We start from the raw sequence: 17,876 nt of genomic DNA, 5'->3' as shown, positions 1-17,876 counted from the left end.
CCGGTTGCCGGAGCGGAATTTCTTGTGAACAGGGGCTTTCGTCGGAACGCCTTACGGGTCCTGAGAGCCTGCTTAGCGGAGAGACTAGAAAAATGGCAAAAGTAATCGGTATCGATCTCGGCACCACCAACTCCTGCATCGCCATCATGGATGGCAAGGAGCCCAAGGTCATTGAAAATGCGGAAGGCGCGCGCACGACGCCTTCCATCGTCGCCATCTCGGGCGACGGCGAACGTCTCGTCGGCCAGCCGGCCAAGCGCCAGGCGGTCACCAATCCTGAAAACACCATCTTTGCGGTCAAGCGCCTGATCGGCCGCCGCTATGACGACCCGGTGACGGAGAAGGACAAGAAGCTTGTCCCCTACAAGATCGTCAAGGGCGACAATGGCGATGCCTGGGTCGAGGCCGGCGGCAAGAAGCAGTCGCCCAGCCAGATCTCGGCCATGATCCTGCAGAAGATGAAGGAAACGGCGGAGGCCTATCTCGGCGAGAAGGTCGAGAAGGCGGTCATCACCGTTCCGGCCTATTTCAATGACGCCCAGCGCCAGGCCACCAAGGACGCCGGCAAGATCGCCGGCCTTGAGGTGCTGCGCATCATCAACGAGCCGACGGCTGCAGCACTTGCCTACGGCCTCGACAAGAAGGATGGCAAGACCATTGCCGTCTATGACCTTGGCGGCGGCACGTTCGACATTTCGGTGCTCGAAATCGGCGACGGCGTGTTCGAAGTGAAGTCGACCAATGGCGACACCTTCCTCGGCGGCGAGGATTTCGACATGCGTCTCGTCGAATACCTGGCGGCCGAGTTCAAGAAGGAACAGGGCATCGACCTGAAGAACGACAAGCTTGCGCTGCAGCGCCTCAAGGAGGCGGCTGAAAAGGCCAAGATCGAGCTGTCGTCGACGACGCAGACGGAAATCAACCTGCCCTTCATCACCGCCGACGCGACCGGCCCCAAGCACCTGACGCTGAAGCTGACCCGTGCCAAGTTCGAGCAGCTGGTCGACGATCTCGTCCAGCGCACCATCGAGCCCTGCAAGGCGGCGCTCAAGGATGCCGGGCTGAAGGCTGGCGAGATCGACGAAGTGGTCCTGGTCGGCGGCATGACCCGCATGCCCAAGATCCAGGAGATCGTGAAGCAGTTCTTCGGCAAGGAGCCGCACAAGGGCGTCAACCCGGATGAAGTCGTCGCTTTGGGCGCCGCCATCCAGGCCGGCGTGCTGCAGGGCGACGTGAAGGACGTGCTGCTGCTCGACGTGACGCCGCTGTCGCTCGGCATCGAGACGCTGGGTGGCGTGTTCACCCGCCTGATCGAACGCAACACGACCATCCCGACCAAGAAGAGCCAGGTGTTCTCGACCGCTGAAGACAGTCAGTCGGCCGTGACCATCCGCGTCTTCCAGGGCGAGCGTGAAATGGCTGCCGACAACAAGGCGCTCGGCCAGTTCGACCTGGTCGGCATTCCGCCGGCGCCGCGCGGCGTGCCGCAGATCGAGGTCACTTTCGACATCGACGCCAACGGCATCGTCAACGTTTCGGCCAAGGACAAGGGCACCGGCAAGGAGCACCAGATCCGCATCCAGGCCTCTGGTGGCCTTTCGGACGCCGACATCGAGAAGATGGTCAAGGACGCCGAAGCCAATGCCGAGACCGACAAGCAGCGGCGTGCTTTGGTCGAGGCCCGCAACCAGGCCGAGGCGCTGGTGCACTCCTCCGAGAAGTCGCTGAAGGAATATGGCGACAAGGTTTCGGAAACCGAGCGCACGGCGATATCGGAGGCTATCACGGCGCTGAAGGCTGCTGCCGAAGGCGACGATGCCGCCGACATCGAGGCCAAGTCGCAGACGCTTGCCGAAGCATCCATGAAGCTCGGCCAGGCCATGTACGAAGCTTCGCAGAAGGAAGCGGCGGAAGCCGACGCCAAGGCGGACGCGGCCAAGGATAGCGACGTGGTCGACGCCGATTTCGAGGAAATCGACGAAAACGACGAGAAGAAGAAGTCGGCCTGACCGGTTGACGGCAAATAAAGCGGAAAGCCCGGCGCAAAGCCGGGCTTTTTTGCAACCCTCGCTGAAAAAGTGCGGGCCTCGCCGAAAAAGTCACTGAAAAACACAGGCACAAGCGCGCCGGCCCTAGCATCCGGGCATCACCGCTCCTAAATCGAGACAACGTGCCGGCAAACGACGCAACATGCATCAAGACGTTGAGCATCCGGACTGCGGGAAAAGATGAAAGCTGATTTCTACGAGACGCTGGGCGTGCAAAAGGGCGCCGACGAGAAGGAGCTCAAGAGCGCTTTCCGCAAGCTGGCCATGCAGTTCCATCCCGACCGCAATCCCGGCGATCACTCCTGCGAGCACAAGTTCAAGGAAATCAACGAAGCCTACGAAACGCTGAAGGACCCGCAGAAGCGCGCGGCCTATGACCGTTTCGGTCACGCCGCCTTCGAGCAGGGCGGCATGAATGGCGGCGCGCAAGGTTTTGGCGCCGGCGGCTTCGCCGACATTTTCGAAGATATTTTCGGCGACATGATGGGCGGGCGCCAGCGCCGCTCGTCGGGCGGCCGCGAACGCGGCGCCGATTTGCGCTACAATATGGAAATCACGCTGGAAGAAGCGTTTGCCGGCAAGACCGCGCAAATCCGCGTGCCGGCCTCGATCTCATGCACGGAATGCTCCGGGACAGGCGCCAAGCCCGGCACCCAGCCGGTGACCTGCTCGATGTGCCATGGCCACGGCAAGGTACGAGCGACGCAAGGCTTCTTCTCGATCGAGCGTACCTGCCCGCAATGCCAAGGCCGCGGCCAGACGATCAAGGACCCGTGCCCGAAATGCGCCGGCCAGGGCCGCGTCACCGAGGAACGCTCGCTGTCGGTCAATATCCCGGCCGGCATCGAGGACGGCACCCGCATCCGGCTTGCCAATGAGGGCGAGGCGGGCCTGCGCGGCGGCCCATCGGGCGACCTCTATATTTTCCTGGCCGTGAAGCCGCATGAATTCTTCCAGCGCGACGGCGCCGATCTCTACTGCAAGGTGCCGATATCGATGACGACGGCCGCCCTTGGCGGCTCGTTCGAGGTGACGACGCTGGACGGCAGTCAGACCAAGGTGAAAGTGACCGAAGGCACGCAGAACGGCCGCCAGTTCCGCCTCAAGGGCAAGGGCATGCCGGTGCTGCGTCAGCCCAATGTCGGCGACCTCTATATCCAGACCGCGGTCGAAACGCCGCAAAACCTGTCGCGCCGCCAGCGCGAGCTGCTGGAAGAGTTCGAGCAGCTGTCGTCGAAGGACAATTCGCCCCAGTCGAGCGGCTTTTTCGCCCGCATGAAGGACTTTTTCGAATCCTTCGGCGAGCACTGAACCCAAACCAAGGCCGCCACGCTTCCCGAACGTCATCAACATCTTATGCCAGATCGCGCCTTGCCTTGGACCTGTTAGCTGCTAAGTAGCGTTCGGGGAGTGTTGAGGAGAACTTGCATGGCACGTGGTCCGGGATTGCGGAAGGCGCTGGCGGAAAAGTTCGACGACGAACTCAAATTCTTCAAAGGCTGGATCGACAAGCCGAAGTCGGTCGGTTCGATCGTGCCGACAAGCTCCGTCACCGCCCGCAAGATGGCTTCCATCGTCAATCCGAAGTCTGGCCTGCCGGTGCTTGAAGTCGGCCCCGGCACAGGCGTCATCACGCGTGCAATCCTCGCCCAGGGCGTTAAGCCCGAAAACCTCTACGCGGTCGAATATTCCACCGATTTCGTGCGCCATCTGCGCCAGCTCTATCCCGGCGTCAACGTCATCGAGGGTGATGCCTTCAATCTCAACGCCACGCTTGGGGAGAAGAGCGGGATGATTTTCGATTCCGTCGTCTCCGGCGTGCCGCTGCTCAATTTTCCGGTCGCACAGCGGATCGCCTATATTGAAAGCCTGCTAGACCGCATCCCGGTTGGACGGCCGATCGTGCAGCTGACCTATGGGCCGTTGTCGCCGATCCCGCCCGGCCGCGGCAATTACACGGTCAAGCATTTCGACTTCATCTTCCGCAACATCCCGCCGACGCAGCTGTGGATCTACCGGCGCGAAGCGCATTAGCTGGTATTGGGGGCGGGAGAAGTCTCTGGCGCCTTGTAAAGGATCGACGTCTCCCGAAGGAAGCTCGATTGAGGGTCGATCCACATCCTTGACTGTTATCCGCCTCGCAAACTCGTGGCGACCTCTCTGATCGCCGCGCACATGGCCCGCACGGCCGTTGCTTCGGCGCTGCTGGAGAACAGAAGCAGCAGAGGCCGACGCGCACGCGGCTCAAGAGGACGCCTCGCGACGGTTCGCTGCCAATCGGCCGGAAACGCCAGGCCTGGCGCAATCGACAAACCGCGCCCGGCCCCAACCAGAGCAAGCAGCGCCGCCATATCGCTCGCCGACAGGATGACAACTGGCGCAACGCCAAAATCCTGGAACAATTCGGCAAGCATTGGTCCGCAGCCGCCGCTCGACATAATGAATGGCTGGCCGTCGAGAGCGCGGATCGGAAATGACCCGCCTTGGACTGAGTTCTTTTGCGATGACGCCACAAAGAGTTCGTCGTCGACAAGTTCCTCGGCTTGGCAAATGCCGGCGATGTAGGACAGTCCAATATCGGCGGCACCGCGATCGACCCACTCCGCCACCTCGGTATCCGTGCCCAAGAGCAGTTCGACAGCAAGCTCCGGGTGCCGGACGGAAGTAATGTTCAACGCATATGGAGCAATCTTTACCGAGGCGCTGCTGACCAGCGCGAGCCGTACTCTGCCTTTGATGGAGTGTTCCCGTAGGCCGACAAGACGGCCTAAAGCATGCAAAGCGGCGCGCGCCGCGTCCAAAGCCGCCTCGCCGGTTGCGGTGAAAGCGACACCGCGCCGATCACGTATGACGAGGGGCGCGCCAACGATCTCCTCCAGCGCCTTCATTGCATGGCTTATGGCCGATTGAGAAAGACAGAGCCGCTCGGCGGTTTTGGTGAAGCTGCGCGTCTCGCTGAGCGATGTCAGGACGCGCACCATCGTGATGTTGATATTAGCTTTGTTCATGGCTGCCGAAATATCTTTCATTTCGCTCATATTAAAGAGCGCTGTAGGTTTTGTGAAGGTGAGGGAAACGACCCTCGAAATCGGCGAGCGGCTTTCCTGGCCTCTCCGGCATGCAGGCGTGCGGTACGACGAGCCTGAAATTGGAGCTTCGCATGAGCTACCTTCCGCAATTCCTGACACTTGCTTCAGTGTTCCTGCTCGGCGCCATGAGCCCGGGACCCGATTTTGTAGCCGTGACTTCCCATGCGCTGATCAGCCGTCGCGCGGGGTTCCATGTGGCGCTTGGCATTGCCACAGCGATCATGGTGTGGGCGGCTCTCGCGATGTGTGGCCTGGGCCTCGTACTGACGCAGATTGCATGGGCTCACCTTGCCGTCCGGATCGCCGGTGCCGTGTATCTCGGTTACCTGGGCAGCAAGATCCTTTTGTCGGCTTGGCAGGCGCGGCCACCGCTGGCCGTCGGTGGCGCAGAGACCACGGCTCCTTGGCGAAGCGGATTCGTTGTCGGAATTACAAATCCGAAGACGGCCGCGTTCTTCGCGAGCCTGTTCATATCGGTATTGCCGATGCAGGCTCCGATCTGGGTCCAGGCAGTGTCGCTGGCCATAATCGGGCTGGTCGCGATGGCGTGGTTTGGGCTTGTCGCGCTAATGTTCTCCACAAGAAGGGTTCGGTCGGTATATGGCAGCGTCCGCAGGCCGATAGATGCCTTGCTCGGAGTTGCACTCATCGCGCTGAGTGCAAGAATTGCGGTCACCCACTAGCAATAGCCCAGCTGCTCGGCACACCTTCGCGCGCCTGCCCCCCGATCGTTTCCGTTTTTTGAGCCAGTGCGTTGATTTGCGCAGCCTCTGGCTGTACCTGTCCGGGAACAAGAGTGGCCAATGGCTGTGATCGCGAAAATCCTCGTCTTCGCCGGCTCGGTGCGCAGCGGCGCCTTCAGCGGCAGGACCGCCGATGTGGCGCAGAAGGAGCTGGCCATGCAAGGCGCCGAGGTGACGCGCATTTCGCTGGCCGACTATCCGCTGCCGATCATCGACGAGGACCTCGAAAAGGAAAAAGGCGTTCCCGACAACGCCGTGAAGCTCGGCCGGCTGATCGCCGCCCATGACGGGCTGCTGATCGCGACGCCGGAATATAATGGCTCGATCCCGCCACTGCTCAAGAACACGATCGACTGGGTAAGCCGGGTGCGCCTCGATGGCGGCTGGCCGGTGAGGCCATTTGTCGGCAAGGTCGCCGGCCTGTGCTCGTCTTCGAACGGACATTTCGCCGGGATCCGCTGCATCAACCATCTGCGCGCCGTGCTGGTGCGCTGCCAGCTGGAGATGGTGACGCCGGAATGCTCGGTATCCGATGGCGGCAGTGCCTTCGACGGCGACGGCAATTTCAGGGATGATAGACTGACCAAATCGATGGAGCACCTATGCCGCACGCTGATCGAAACCTCGCGCATGCTATCGACTCGGACCGGGGCATGATTTCCACAGCCATGCAGGCCCATACCATGAGAGACAGGCTGATCGTCGGCCTCGACGTGCCGACGGTGAAAGAGGCCGAACAGGCGGTGCGCGAACTCGACGGCGTCGTCTCCTTCTACAAGATCGGCTATCAGCTGGCCTTCGCCGGCGGGCTCGACTTCGCCAGGGAGTTGGCCAGCGGCGGCACGAAAATCTTCCTCGACATGAAGCTGCTCGACATCGACCACACGGTGGCCAAGGGTGTCGAGAACATCGTGCGCATGGGCATGACCATGCTGACCATCCACGCCTATCCCAAGGCGATGCGGGCCGCGGTGGAGGCCGCCAGGGGCAGCGACCTGTGCCTGCTGGCGGTCAGCGTGCTGACCTCGATGGACGAGCAGGACGTGATCGACGCCGGCTATGAATATGACCCGCACACGCTGGTGCTGAGGCGCGCCGAACAGGCGCTGCATGCCGGCATGGGCGGCGTCGTCTGCTCGGCCGAGGAGGCGGAAGCGGTGCGCCGCATCGTCGGACCCGACCTGGCGGTGGTGACGCCGGGGATACGGCCCAAGGGCAGCGACCATGGTGACCAGAAACGCGTGGTGACGCCCGGCCAGGCGATCCGCAACGGCTCCAGCCATCTTGTTGTGGGCCGGCCAATCGTGGCGGCAAGCGACAGGCGCGCGGCGGCGGAAGCCATACTGGAAGAGATGCGCGCCGCGTAACGAGGAGAAGAAAATGCCCAAGGGATACTGGATAGCCCGCGTCGATGTGCGCGACGCCGAAGGCTACAAGGACTATGTCGCTGCCGCCAAGCTCGCTTTCGACCGTTTCGACGTGAAGTTCCTTGCCCGTGGCGGTGAGCATGAAAAGGCCGAGGGGCCTGGCCGCGCCCGCAATGTCATTATCGAGTTCGAATCGCTCAGCGCGGCGCATGACTGCTACCACTCGCCGGAATACCAACGCGCCGTCGCCATCCGTCAGAAAGTGGCCGATGGCGAGATCGTGCTGGTCGAGGGTATCTGACGCGCGAAGCTGCTCTGCTCAGTGCGGCGCTTCCTCCTGCGCCAGCACCTCCAGTTGATGGCGGTGCCCCGACAGCTCATAGCCGACAACGGTGACGGCCGGCGCTAGCGTCAGTAAGATGAGGCAGACCGCCATGTCGACGCCGGCAAGGGCGGCGATGATGGCAAGTGCGACGACCGCAGCCGTTCCCGCCAGCAGCCAGACGTGGAGGGGATCGAAGCGCTGGACGAGATAATAATACAGCGCATAGATCGCCCCCAGGAACACGCCTAGCGGAATGGCGACTGACAGCAGGGTCGCTACCGGGCCGTTATGGGTCTTGTGCTCGATGAAATAGGCCGCGACATGCAGCCCGGCGCCGGTGGCGACGATGGCCGCCACGATCAGCATCTGGCCATAGCCCCAGACAAAAGAGCGATTGCGGTGCTGGTGCAGCACCGTCCCCGAGGGCAGCATGTAGTAGACCCACCACATGCCGAAGGTGAGACCCATTCCGGCAATGCCGATCAAGGCGGCATCGAGGTTCCAGCCCTGCTCCTCGACCGCGGCCGACAGCGTCGCCAGCGTGCCGACCACCCCTTCGCCCAGCGCGATGATGGCGAACAGGCTGTAGCGCTCGGCGACGTGATGCGCGTGCCAGGGCGTGCCGCCATCCCGGCGTTCGGCGATGACCGGTCCGGCAAGCTCGATGAGAAGCAGGACCGCGCCGAAAGCCAGGCTCGTCGCCAGCGAGAAATCGACGAGGATCTGCACCACCCAGCCGATCTGGGCGATCGCGATGGCGATGGCATAGGTGAGACAGGCACGCCGCCGCCCAAGGTCCTGCCGCGCCGCGCGCAGCCATTGGAAGATCATGGCGACGCGCATGATGACGTAGCCCAGCACCATGACCGAATTGTTGAGGTGTTCGCCATGCTCGATCGAGGCGAACATGCGCGGCAGGCCGATGGCCAGCACCAGCACGCCGATCATCTGCACCATGGTGACGAGGCGGAAGATCCAATCGTCGGTGTCATAGGCGGAGGAAAACCAGGAGAAATTGATCCACGCCCAGCAGATCGCGAAGCTGGCAAAGCCGAAGCCGATCAGCGCCGCCGCGTAGTGGCCCTCGGCCAAGGCATGCGCCAGTTGCGACGAGGCAAGGCTGAAGGCGGTGACGAAGGTCAGATCGAACAGCAGCTCGAGCGGCGTGGCGACGCGATGCGCCTCATGCGGATCGCGCCCGGCCATGCGCCTTATGTGATGATGGAGGGAGCTTGCTGGTGTGCTCATCGCGCGGCCTTGCCTGAGGACTGTCCCGCGACACTAAAGGTGGAGCAAAAGCCGTCAAGGCGCGGTAGGTCGTGCCGGTCCCCGCGGCCTTTCAGATCGCCTGTCGGTTCAGTCGGTTCGCCGCCGTCTCGGCAACCGCATCGGCCAGCGTCATGCTCCATTGCAGCCGGCAATAGGCGCGGAAATCGAAGCAGGGCAGGCCGGGACAGACTTCGAACTCGATGAGGTGGGCATGATCGGTGGCCTCGACCCTGAAATCGATGGAAAACACGTCGCGCAGGCCAAGTCCGCTGACCAGCCGCTCGGCGATGCGGCGGATGGTTGCCGCGGCTGCCGGCTGGGTGTCGGCAACCGCCTCCAGCACCGGCTCGCTGTATAGTCCAGCCGCCTTGGCGGCCTCGCCGGTGTCGCCGTAGAGCGCCATCGAGTCCGCCATGGTCTGGAAATCGCCGCCGGAGTCGACGAACGCAATGCCGAGCGCTTCCGCCCCGGCATCCGTTTGCAGCCCAAGGAAGCTGGCGCGGACATTGCGACCGCCGACATAGGGCTGGACGACGACATCGTCGCGATAAGCGGCATAGACCCGCCGGCTAAGCTCCAGCGCATGGGCCAGGTCGTTGCAGCGTGAATCCGGCCAGATGCCTACCTTGGAGCCGAGCCGGTTCGGCTTGACGAACCAGCCGGCTTCCGAAGCTGGCGGGGCGGTCAGCCAGCGGCCGTCGCGGGCCAGGCCTGCCTGCGGCGCCGGCAGGCCGAGCGCGCAAAGCACGGCGCCGGAGCGGAACTTGTCCTGGCAAAGCGCGAACAGCGCATCGTCGGCTCCGATGGTTCTAAGCCCATTCAGCCTGGCAAGTGCGGGCGCTGCAGCACCGCGGAAATAGGCAATGCCGTCGGTCAGCGTCCAGACAAGCGTGGTTGCGGGATCGGCCTTCGCCAGCGCGCTTGACGCATCGTCGAGTGCAACCGGCATGAAGGCGAGGCCGCGCCGCCCGCAAGCGGCGGTGATTTCATCGAATTCGGGCGCGAGATCGGTCGATTGCGCCAGATAGGACGAGATTTCCAGGGCGCGCTCGGCGGGAAAGCCGTCGGCGACCAGCCGGTCGAGACAGGCCTTTTCCGGCTCATGGACGAGGATCAGGGTCGGGCGCGGCATGGATCAGGACCTTCGGTGGTGTTGTCCCACCATGGCATGGCCCCTGCTTCAGACTTGCGCGAAACCGACCGAGCCGGACGCCTGCGCGACAGCGCTCAGGCGATGACCACGCGCGGCTCGAAGCGGCCGTTGACGGGGATGTCGAGCAGGAAGGTCATGCCGGCCTGTGGGTCGAGCTTGCGCTGCTTGTCGTCCTTGCCTTTCCAGGCCGAGGTCACCGCCAGCCGACCGGCCTTGGCCCCGACAAAGGCCGGGCACGAGGACTGCCCCGCCGGCACGGCAATTTCGCGCAACAATGTGCCATCTGGCGAATAGGCCTTGACCGCCTTGCCGCCCCAGACGGCGTTCCACAGCACGCCGTCGCGATCAACGACCGAGCCGTCGACAAAGCCCTTGGACGAGCGATGGTCGACGAACACTTTGGACTCGCCGACCGGCAGGCCAGTCGCCGGATCGCAGGCGACCCGCATCAAGAGGCCGGTCGAGGTATCGGTGTAATAGGCAATCGAGCCGTCTTCGGAAAAACAGATCGAATTCGATACTGTGATGCCGGTGTAAAGCGTGCGCAATTCGCCCTTGAAGAACCAGTAGATGGCGCCGGCGCCCTTCTCCTCACCCTTGCCCATCGTGCCGACCCAGAAGGCGCCGCACGGATGGACGCGCGAATCGTTGGAGCGGGTCAGCGCATTGTCGGCCTCGATAGGCGTATGCAGCGTCAGCTTGCCGGTCGAGACGTCGCGGACATGCAGGCCGGTCTCGGTGGCGATGAGCTGGCGATTGTCGTCGATAATGGCGATGGCGCTGGCCATCTGGCCGAGCTCATGGACCTTCCGCGCGCTGGACGTGACACCCTGCTCCAGCAAAAGCCCGTTGACGATGTCGAACCAGAACAGCGTGTCGGTGGCGGGATCGTAGCTCGGCCCCTCGCCGAGTTCACAGACATGGTCCGAAAAAACCGAAACCTTGTCCATCATGCCGCTCCGCCGAAGGCCGCATCCCAGGCCGTCACCGCCGCCTGCGCGCGCGAGGCCACCTCGTCGACGCTGATGCCGGGTTTGAACAGGCTGGAGCCAAGACCAAAAGCAGTCACCCCAGCGGCTTTGTAGCCGGCAAAGTCTTTGTCGAAAACGCCGCCGACGGCGCCGACCACGGTATCGGCCGGCAGCACGGCCCGCATGGCCGAAATGCCGCTAGGCCCGAGCACGCTTGCCGGGAAGAATTTGAGCGCCGAAGCCCCAAGCCTAATCGCCTGAAAAGCTTCGGTGGGGGTGAACACGCCTGGCATCGTCACCATGCCATGGTGCATGGCGCGGGCCATGACGTCGGCATCGATGTTGGGGCTGACCAGCAGCCGCCCGCCGGCCTTGGCCAAGGTGTCGACATCGGCTGAAGTCAGCACCGTGCCGGCGCCGACCAGCGTTGTCTTGGGCAAAGCGGTGACAATGCTGGCGATCGATGAAAACGGCTCCGGCGAATTGAGCGGCACCTCGATGGCTTCGATGCCGGCGTCAAACAGCGCCTGGCCGATGGCAACCGCCTCGCTGGGTTTGAGGCCGCGCAGAATGGCGACAAGACCACGCTTGAGCTTCGGGAAGGGGGCGGTCTGGGTCACGCTGTCACTCCACTCTGGTGAGTCATTTGGCGATCATGCCATTTTCCCGCGCTGCCTCGATAAGGCCGGCACGCACCGCCTCGTCGGCGTCGACCGTCCTGACGGCAAGCCCTGCAAGGTCTAGCGCCTGGCGGTAGAGGGCTGCTAGCGAGCCGGACGCAACCAGCACGATTGCGGTGGTGCTTTCGCCATAGCGGCGGCCCGCCGAGGCGATCTCGCCGCCGATCAGCAGGCCGGACAGGCAAGCGGCGGCATCGTCGGCCTTGAGGTTCTGCAGCAGGCCGGCGGCGCGGATCGAGAACAGCCGCGAGGTGACATCGCCGCCCTCGGCCAAAGCCTTGCGGCACCATTCCTGGAAGAACGGATTGTCCGGAATGACCGGCTTCGGGCTCTCGCCCAGCGAATGGCGCAGGATCGAGTGAGTGGCCAGCACCGAAAACAGCTCGCCGGTCGGCCAGGTGCAGAAGCCGTCGACCGCGCCGTCTTCAACCAGAACCCACTTCGAATGGGTGCCGGGCATGCAGACGAGATGGCGACCTTTTGCCGGCAAACCGGCGCCGGCAAGCTGGGTTTCCTCGCCGCGCATTACGTCCGGCGCATCTTCCAGGCGCTGCGCCAGGCCAGGCACGATGCGGATGTCGCGGCTCTGGCCGGGAATGCGGGCGGCCCCCGCGAGGATGGCACTGAGCGGCGCCGGCACGGTGACGTAAGGCGCTTCCAGCCAACCCTGGCGCGAGCCGGCCATGCCGCAGATGATGACCGGCAGTGTGTCAGGTGCGCCGAGCGCCGCCAGATGGCCCTCGAGGATGGTCGAAAAGCCTTTTTGCTGCGCGGTGATCAACCCATCATCGCCGCGACGCTCGGCAAGCACCCCGCCCGCCTCGTCGACCAGCCAGACCCGCATGCGGGTCGTGCCCCAGTCGACGGCGGCGACTGCTGGCGTGCCTTTTGCCGGATTTTGATTCACCGGGCTCACAGGAAACCCCCGTCGACGATCAACATCTGCGCCGTCAGCATACGCGAGGCGTCGGAGGCCAGGAACAGCACCGTGCCGACGATGTCGTCGGGCTGCATGACCTGCTTGATGCATTGCTTGGCGACATGGGCGGCGAGCCTCTCCTCGGTGACCCAGAGTTCCCTTTGCCGGTCGGTGATCACCCAGCCCGGCGCAACGGCGTTGACGCGAATGCCGTCGACGCCAAGCTTGCCGGCCAGCCCCTTGGTGAGGCCCAGAATGCCGGCCTTGGCGGCGGTGTAGGCCGGCATATCAGGATGGTTGATCAGATAGGAGGTCGAGGTGAAGTTGATGATCGACCCGCCGCCGGCCCGCTTCATGCCCGGCGCCACCGCCTGTGCGGTGAAGAAATGCGGGCGCAGATTGACGGCGAGATTGTTGTCCCAGAACTCGACGGTAACGTCGGCGACGTCGTGGCGTTCGTCCCATGCGGCATTGTTGACCAGCACGGTGACGTCGCCATGCGCCTCAGCCGCTTTGGCGGCCGAAGCGCGCAACGCCTCGACGTCGCGCAAATCGGTCTTGAGGTAGAGCGGTCGCCGGCCAAGTTCTTTTTCGACGCGGTCGGCAAGCAGCGTGCTTGGGCCATCGGCGATGTCGATGAAGGCGACATGGGCGCCTTGGCGAACGAAGCCCTCGGTCAGTGCCGCACCAATTCCGGAACCGCCGCCGGTGATCAGCACCGAGGCTCCCCTGAGGTCGGCAAAATCGGCCGATGGCATCATATCTTCATCTCCCGGTCCGGTCGGCGCGCATCCTATCCAGCCAAGTCCGGGGAGCAAGGGCGAAAACGGCGATTTGATTGGCTTATGTCAGACAAAAGGCCGCAAGATGGCGGCCACAGTCGATCTTGGCTCGCGCCGCTGACTTGCTCGACGCAGGCCAGACCGCCGGTCAGACTGCCTTGGCGTAGAGGGCGCCGCGATAGGAATCGCGGAGGTAGCCGAGCGTGGCGTCGGCGTCGACCGGTTTGCCGAAGAGATAGCCCTGGCCGCCGGCGCAGCCGAACTGGACGAGGCGGTCGGCCTGCGCCTCCTCCTCGATGCCTTCGGCGACGACATCCATGCCGAGCCCTTCACACATGGCCAGAATGGCGCGGATGATGTGTTCCGACGGTCGGTCGTCGAGGATCGAGGAGACGAAGGCGCGGTCGATCTTGAGCTTGTCGAAATGGAATTCGCGCAAGCGGCCGAGCGAGGACTGGCCGGTGCCGAAATCGTCGAGCGAGACGCGGATGCCGACGCGACGCAGGTCCTCGACGATCTTCTCGGCCGAGGCCGGATCGTTCATCAGGCCGGTTTCGGTGATCTCGATCTCCAGCCGTCGCGGATCGAAGCCGGTGCGGTCGAGGATCGACAATATGTGCAGGCCAGTGTTCTGGTCGACGAGCTGCGAGGGCGACAGGTTGAAGGACAGGAACAGGTCCTTCGGCCAGCTGCGCGCCGCTTCGGTCGCCTTGCGCAGCACCAGCTGCGATAGCGGGCCGATGATGCCGCGCTCTTCGGCGATCGGGATGAACACGGTCGGCGGCACCACGCCGAGGTCGCGATCGGTCCAGCGCGCCAGCGTCTCGAAGCCGATGGTGCGGCGGGTGGTCAAATCGACGATGGGCTGGAAATGCGGTTCGACCTCACCGGCCGAGACGGCACGGCGCAGCGCCTGTTCGATGCGGGTGACGCGCTTGGCCGCCTCTTCCATTTCGCGGGTGTAGACGACGACGCGGCCACGGCCCGAACGCTTGGCGTGGTAGAGCGCCGTTTCGGCCTTGTTGACGAGGATTTCCGTGGTTTCGTCGCCGGAATAAAACAGCGAGCAGCCAACCGAGGCCGAAAGCCTGGCGGTGCGTTCGCCGACATCGTAGGGCGCCGACAGGATTTCGATCATCATGCGCGACTTCTCGGCCGCCGCCTCCTCCGAGAACACCATCGGGTAGAGGAAGGCGAATTCGTCGGCGCCGATGCGGCAGACCGTAGAGTGGCTGTCCATCGAGGCGCGCAGCCGCATCGCCACCTGGATCAATATGTCGTCGCCGGCCTTGTGGCCGAACAGATCGTTGATCGGCTTGAAGCCGTCGAGGTCGAGAATGCCGACCGTGAACGGCGCGGGATCGTCCGCACGGTCGCTGATCAGGCGATCGACCTTGTCGAAGAAGCGGCGATGGTTGCCAAGCCCGGTCAGCGCATCGGTGAACGCCAGATCCGAGTTTTCCCTGCTTGCCTGCCCGGTGCCAAACGTCGTTTGCATCGGTATCCCTGTTTGTGACGCCCGAAATTTAGGCTGAGACTGGCAGCAAAGCGTTTAGGAAGCGTATCGCGAAATCGATTTTTCGCTGGCGAATGATGCTTTAGCGGACGCGGTAGAGTTCGACCGGGTCTCCGCGCGTTTCGGCCACCGGTTCGAGCCAATCGGGGACGCTTCCCTGCATAAGCCCGGCCAGGAAGCCTTGCGGCGCCTTGGCGGCAAGCATCTTGCTTTCGGCGCTGCCGCGGCAGAGCGCCACCAGGCCGACGTGATGAGCCGCCGCGATCATCCTCGCCTGGTCCGCCGATCCGAGGAAGGCATCGAGCGCAAGCAGGTCGCCGGCGATGTTGCGATGATAGGGGCCGGCAAAGACGCGGTGCCCGGAATAGGCCAGGATGGGCGAACCGAGATTGGAGATGGCAAGCACCGTGGTGTGCGGCAGCCGGGCCAACGCCGCGAAGGAGGCCTTGCGCTCGCAGGACGGATCGCTGTCGGTGTCCTGTGCCTCGACCGAGACCTTGTTGGCCTCGAATACGCTCGACGTCGCGGCGGCAGCACCGGCCCAGACGGCATTCACCGACACCACCCAGACCGCCGCCATGCGCAGCGATACGCTGCGCGCAGGGCTGATCCTCGCCCGTTCGCGCCAGCTTGCGATCCAGGCCGACAGCGGGATGACGGCAAAGGCGATCGAGAATGTCGAGCCGCGGACCTGCCAGGCGCTGACGATGAAGGCGCCGACCAGCAAGGCGCCGACGAGGCTGTCCTGGCGGCGCCATGGTCCGCGCAGGCGAAGCGCCATCAGCGCGATCGCCACCAGCGGCGTGACATAGCGCGCCGCCAGCGACGCCGGCTCGCTGGCGGCAATACTGAACAGCGACTGCGCCTCGTCAATGTGATCGAGCCACAATTCCTTGAGGCGCGGATCGAGGTTTGCGTAGGGAGCCGCAAGGCATTGCGGAAACAGCGCCACGACGACGGCGCCCAGCACAAGCGCGAGCAGGCTAAGCGAGATCAGGCGGCGGCTGGCCGTGCCATTGGACACCGTGAGCGACGTCACGGCGGCAAGCCCCAGTCCGGCGATTGCCGCCACCACGAACTGCACAGCCGAGAAGGCATCGCACTGCGGCTGGCCCATGGCCGATGGCGGGATGGTGGTGACGAAGACGAGGGCTGAAACGCCGGCAAAGCCGAGAACGAAATCCCTGGCGATCCGGCGTTCGCCGCCGGGATCGACGACGAACAGCAAGGCGATGCAGGCGCCGATGGTGGCGACATAGGGCGCGGTTTCCATGCCGACGGCCAGCGTCAGGGCCGCACACAGCCCGGAAATCAGCGCCGCCCAGCGACGCGCCGGCGCCTCGAGCAGCAGGCTGAGGCTGGCCATGGTCAGCGTCAGCTGGACATTGTGATGATCGAGCGCACCCGGCAAGAAAATGCCGATGAAATGCAGCGCCGCCGCGCCGATGACGATAGCGGGCAGCACGGCGCCGACGCCGGCGAAGCTGCGTGCCGCACGGGCTAAAAAAAACACCGCCAGGCAAAACAGCAGCGACGGCCACAGCACCTGTGCGATCGCTTCGGCCATGGCCATGCTGCCGGTCAGCGCCGAGGCGGCGAGGATGATGACGGCGAGCGGTGCGTCGACCAGCCGCGACCAGTGCATGACGAAACCGCCTTCCGGCCCCATCCTGTACTGATGCAGGTCGAACCAGCCCTGGCCGGCCAGCATGTCGCGAACCTCGACCAGCCGCAGCAGGCTGTCATTGTCGCCGCCGGCATTGCTCAATTCGCGAAAGCCCGTGGCGGCATTGACCGCCAGCACCACCAGCATGGCAAGCAGCGCCAGCGTCATATCGGACTTCCAGGAGGAAGCACCCGCCTTGGCTGCGTTCATCATCATGACCTTCGTCGGAAAGACTGCGGCCTTAAACCTAGCCTTAACAGCTTCAATAAATAGTAAAGTCGCCTGAGCGAGGCCGCATATGAGCGCGGCCGGAGGCTCCGCCGGGCGTCGGGAGACGGAAATGCCGCACGAAGTCCGCCATGAGCCGGCCATTGCCGTGCTCCTGCCTTGCTACAATGAGGAACTGACCATCGCCGAGGTGGTGCGGCGCTTTCGCGAGACGCTGCCATCGGCCGACATCTATGTCTATGACAACAATTCGCGCGACCTGACGGCATTAAAGGCCCGCGCAGCGGGCGCCATCGTCGTCCGCGAGCCGCGCCAGGGCAAGGGCAATGTCGTGCGGCGCATGTTCGCCGACATCGATGCGGACATCTATCTGATGGCCGATGGCGACGGCACCTATGCGCCGGAAGATGCCTCGCTGCTGATCAACATCCTGCAGACCGAGCGCTGCGACATGGTGGTAGGCACCAGGCGCGGCGTCACCGACGATGCCGGCCGTTCCGGCCATGCCTTCGGCAACCGCATCTTCAATAGCCTCTACAAGCGGCTGTTCGGCGCCGACTTCACCGACATCTTCTCCGGCTACCGCGTCTTCTCGAGGCGCTTCGTCAAGAGCTTTCCCGCCGTTTCCGGCGGCTTCGAGATCGAGACCGAAATGTCGGTGCATGCCTCGCAGCTGAAACTGCCGGTGAGCGAGATCGCGCTCGATTATGGCCGCCGGCCTGAGGGATCGTCGTCGAAGCTGTCGACCTATCGCGACGGCGCCAGGATCCTGTGGATGTTCGCCATGCTGATGAAGGAGACGCAGCCGCTGCGCTTCTTCGGCGCCTTCGCCATTTTCTTCCTGGCATCGAGCCTTACCCTGATGACGCCGGTGCTGATCGAATTCGCCCAGACCGGCCTCGTGCCGCGCATGCCGACCTGGGTGCTGTCGGTCGGCTTGCTGCTCTTGTCGATGCTTGCGATGGTGACCGGACTGATCCTCGATTCGGTATCGCGCGGACGCGCCGAGCAGAAGCGCATTTTCTATCTCTCCGTCCCGTCGGGCCGGGTCGAACGGCGCGAACGCACGAGCGAAACAGCGAAGGCCGAACCGGGCAAGACGCCCCGGGCCGCCTGAGGC

17 protein-coding genes are annotated in these 17,876 nt (G+C 63.9%); 8 read left to right on the top strand and 9 right to left on the bottom strand.

What is annotated here, in order from left to right; genetic code table 11:
• Window positions 1–92 precede the first annotated feature (92 nt).
• The 3 genes from dnaK to pmtA all read left to right on the top strand — a co-directional run bounded on the left by dnaK (window position 93) and on the right by pmtA (window position 4,082).
• A complete protein-coding gene (dnaK, locus tag NKI96_RS13610; RefSeq protein ID WP_023673200.1) occupies window positions 93–2,009 on the top strand; it encodes a molecular chaperone DnaK in 1,917 nt (638 codons plus the stop codon).
• A 219-nt stretch (window positions 2,010–2,228) separates the two neighbouring features.
• The gene (dnaJ, locus tag NKI96_RS13605; protein WP_023681322.1) at window positions 2,229–3,359 is read left to right on the top strand and encodes a molecular chaperone DnaJ; all 1,131 of its coding nucleotides are present in this window, start codon (window positions 2,229–2,231) and stop codon (window positions 3,357–3,359) included.
• 117 nt (window positions 3,360–3,476) lie between these two features.
• The gene (gene pmtA / locus NKI96_RS13600) at window positions 3,477–4,082 is read left to right on the top strand and encodes a phospholipid N-methyltransferase PmtA (RefSeq protein ID WP_023725310.1); all 606 of its coding nucleotides are present in this window, start codon (window positions 3,477–3,479) and stop codon (window positions 4,080–4,082) included.
• 95 nt (window positions 4,083–4,177) lie between these two features.
• Here the strand turns inward: pmtA and NKI96_RS13595 are convergent, their stop codons facing one another.
• A complete protein-coding gene (locus NKI96_RS13595; protein ID WP_352804783.1) occupies window positions 4,178–5,086 on the bottom strand; it encodes a LysR family transcriptional regulator in 909 nt (302 codons plus the stop codon).
• Window positions 5,087–5,208: 122 nt separating this feature from the next.
• Between NKI96_RS13595 and NKI96_RS13590 the strand changes: the two genes are divergently transcribed.
• From NKI96_RS13590 to NKI96_RS13575, 4 genes are all read left to right on the top strand, one after another.
• Window positions 5,209–5,820 (top strand): LysE family translocator, encoded by a 612-nt coding sequence (locus tag NKI96_RS13590; protein WP_352804780.1) that lies wholly within the window; start codon window positions 5,209–5,211, stop codon window positions 5,818–5,820.
• Window positions 5,821–5,940: 120 nt separating this feature from the next.
• Window positions 5,941–6,537, top strand: coding sequence for an NADPH-dependent FMN reductase (locus NKI96_RS13585; RefSeq protein ID WP_023701964.1), 597 nt, complete (start codon window positions 5,941–5,943; stop codon window positions 6,535–6,537).
• Window positions 6,534–7,247 carry an orotidine-5'-phosphate decarboxylase gene (pyrF, locus tag NKI96_RS13580; protein WP_023696050.1) on the top strand — a complete coding sequence of 238 codons (714 nt, stop codon included), beginning with the start codon at window positions 6,534–6,536 and terminating at the stop codon, window positions 7,245–7,247. Before NKI96_RS13585 ends, pyrF begins: the two co-directional genes overlap by 4 nt.
• A 13-nt stretch (window positions 7,248–7,260) precedes the next feature.
• Window positions 7,261–7,548: a DUF1330 domain-containing protein gene (locus NKI96_RS13575; RefSeq protein WP_023681317.1), complete on the top strand. Its 288-nt coding sequence runs from the start codon at window positions 7,261–7,263 to the stop codon at window positions 7,546–7,548.
• A gap of 18 nt (window positions 7,549–7,566) precedes the next feature.
• Here NKI96_RS13575 and NKI96_RS13570 read toward each other — a convergent pair whose 3' ends face one another.
• From NKI96_RS13570 to NKI96_RS13535, 8 genes are all read right to left on the bottom strand, one after another.
• Window positions 7,567–8,820 (bottom strand): low temperature requirement protein A, encoded by a 1,254-nt coding sequence (locus NKI96_RS13570; protein ID WP_352804778.1) that lies wholly within the window; start codon window positions 8,818–8,820, stop codon window positions 7,567–7,569.
• Window positions 8,821–8,911: 91 nt separating this feature from the next.
• Window positions 8,912–9,973: a D-alanine--D-alanine ligase family protein gene (locus NKI96_RS13565; protein WP_352804776.1), complete on the bottom strand. Its 1,062-nt coding sequence runs from the start codon at window positions 9,971–9,973 to the stop codon at window positions 8,912–8,914.
• 95 nt (window positions 9,974–10,068) lie between these two features.
• Complete coding sequence (locus tag NKI96_RS13560) at window positions 10,069–10,944, bottom strand: SMP-30/gluconolactonase/LRE family protein (RefSeq protein WP_032886011.1); 876 nt, start codon at window positions 10,942–10,944, stop codon at window positions 10,069–10,071.
• Window positions 10,944–11,585 (bottom strand): 2-dehydro-3-deoxy-6-phosphogalactonate aldolase, encoded by a 642-nt coding sequence (locus tag NKI96_RS13555; RefSeq protein WP_352804774.1) that lies wholly within the window; start codon window positions 11,583–11,585, stop codon window positions 10,944–10,946. Before NKI96_RS13555 ends, NKI96_RS13560 begins: the two co-directional genes overlap by 1 nt.
• A 22-nt stretch (window positions 11,586–11,607) precedes the next feature.
• Window positions 11,608–12,552, bottom strand: coding sequence for a 2-dehydro-3-deoxygalactonokinase (locus tag NKI96_RS13550; protein ID WP_031199008.1), 945 nt, complete (start codon window positions 12,550–12,552; stop codon window positions 11,608–11,610).
• A 5-nt stretch (window positions 12,553–12,557) separates the two neighbouring features.
• Window positions 12,558–13,325 (bottom strand): SDR family NAD(P)-dependent oxidoreductase, encoded by a 768-nt coding sequence (locus tag NKI96_RS13545; protein WP_023741333.1) that lies wholly within the window; start codon window positions 13,323–13,325, stop codon window positions 12,558–12,560.
• Window positions 13,326–13,494: 169 nt separating this feature from the next.
• Window positions 13,495–14,844: a putative bifunctional diguanylate cyclase/phosphodiesterase gene (locus NKI96_RS13540; protein WP_023681311.1), complete on the bottom strand. Its 1,350-nt coding sequence runs from the start codon at window positions 14,842–14,844 to the stop codon at window positions 13,495–13,497.
• A gap of 100 nt (window positions 14,845–14,944) precedes the next feature.
• A complete protein-coding gene (locus tag NKI96_RS13535; RefSeq protein ID WP_352804772.1) occupies window positions 14,945–16,744 on the bottom strand; it encodes a GtrA family protein in 1,800 nt (599 codons plus the stop codon).
• Window positions 16,745–16,868: 124 nt separating this feature from the next.
• Here NKI96_RS13535 and NKI96_RS13530 point away from each other — a divergent pair, with 124 nt between their 5' ends.
• Window positions 16,869–17,873, top strand: a complete 1,005-nt coding sequence (locus NKI96_RS13530; protein WP_023673183.1) for a glycosyltransferase — start codon at window positions 16,869–16,871, stop codon at window positions 17,871–17,873.
• Window positions 17,874–17,876 lie beyond the last annotated feature (3 nt).

The sequence above is a fragment of the Mesorhizobium sp. M0292 genome (assembly GCF_040321695.1).
Classification (GTDB): Bacteria; Pseudomonadota; Alphaproteobacteria; order Rhizobiales; family Rhizobiaceae; genus Mesorhizobium.
This window is presented reverse-complemented; position numbering and strand designations above follow the sequence as displayed.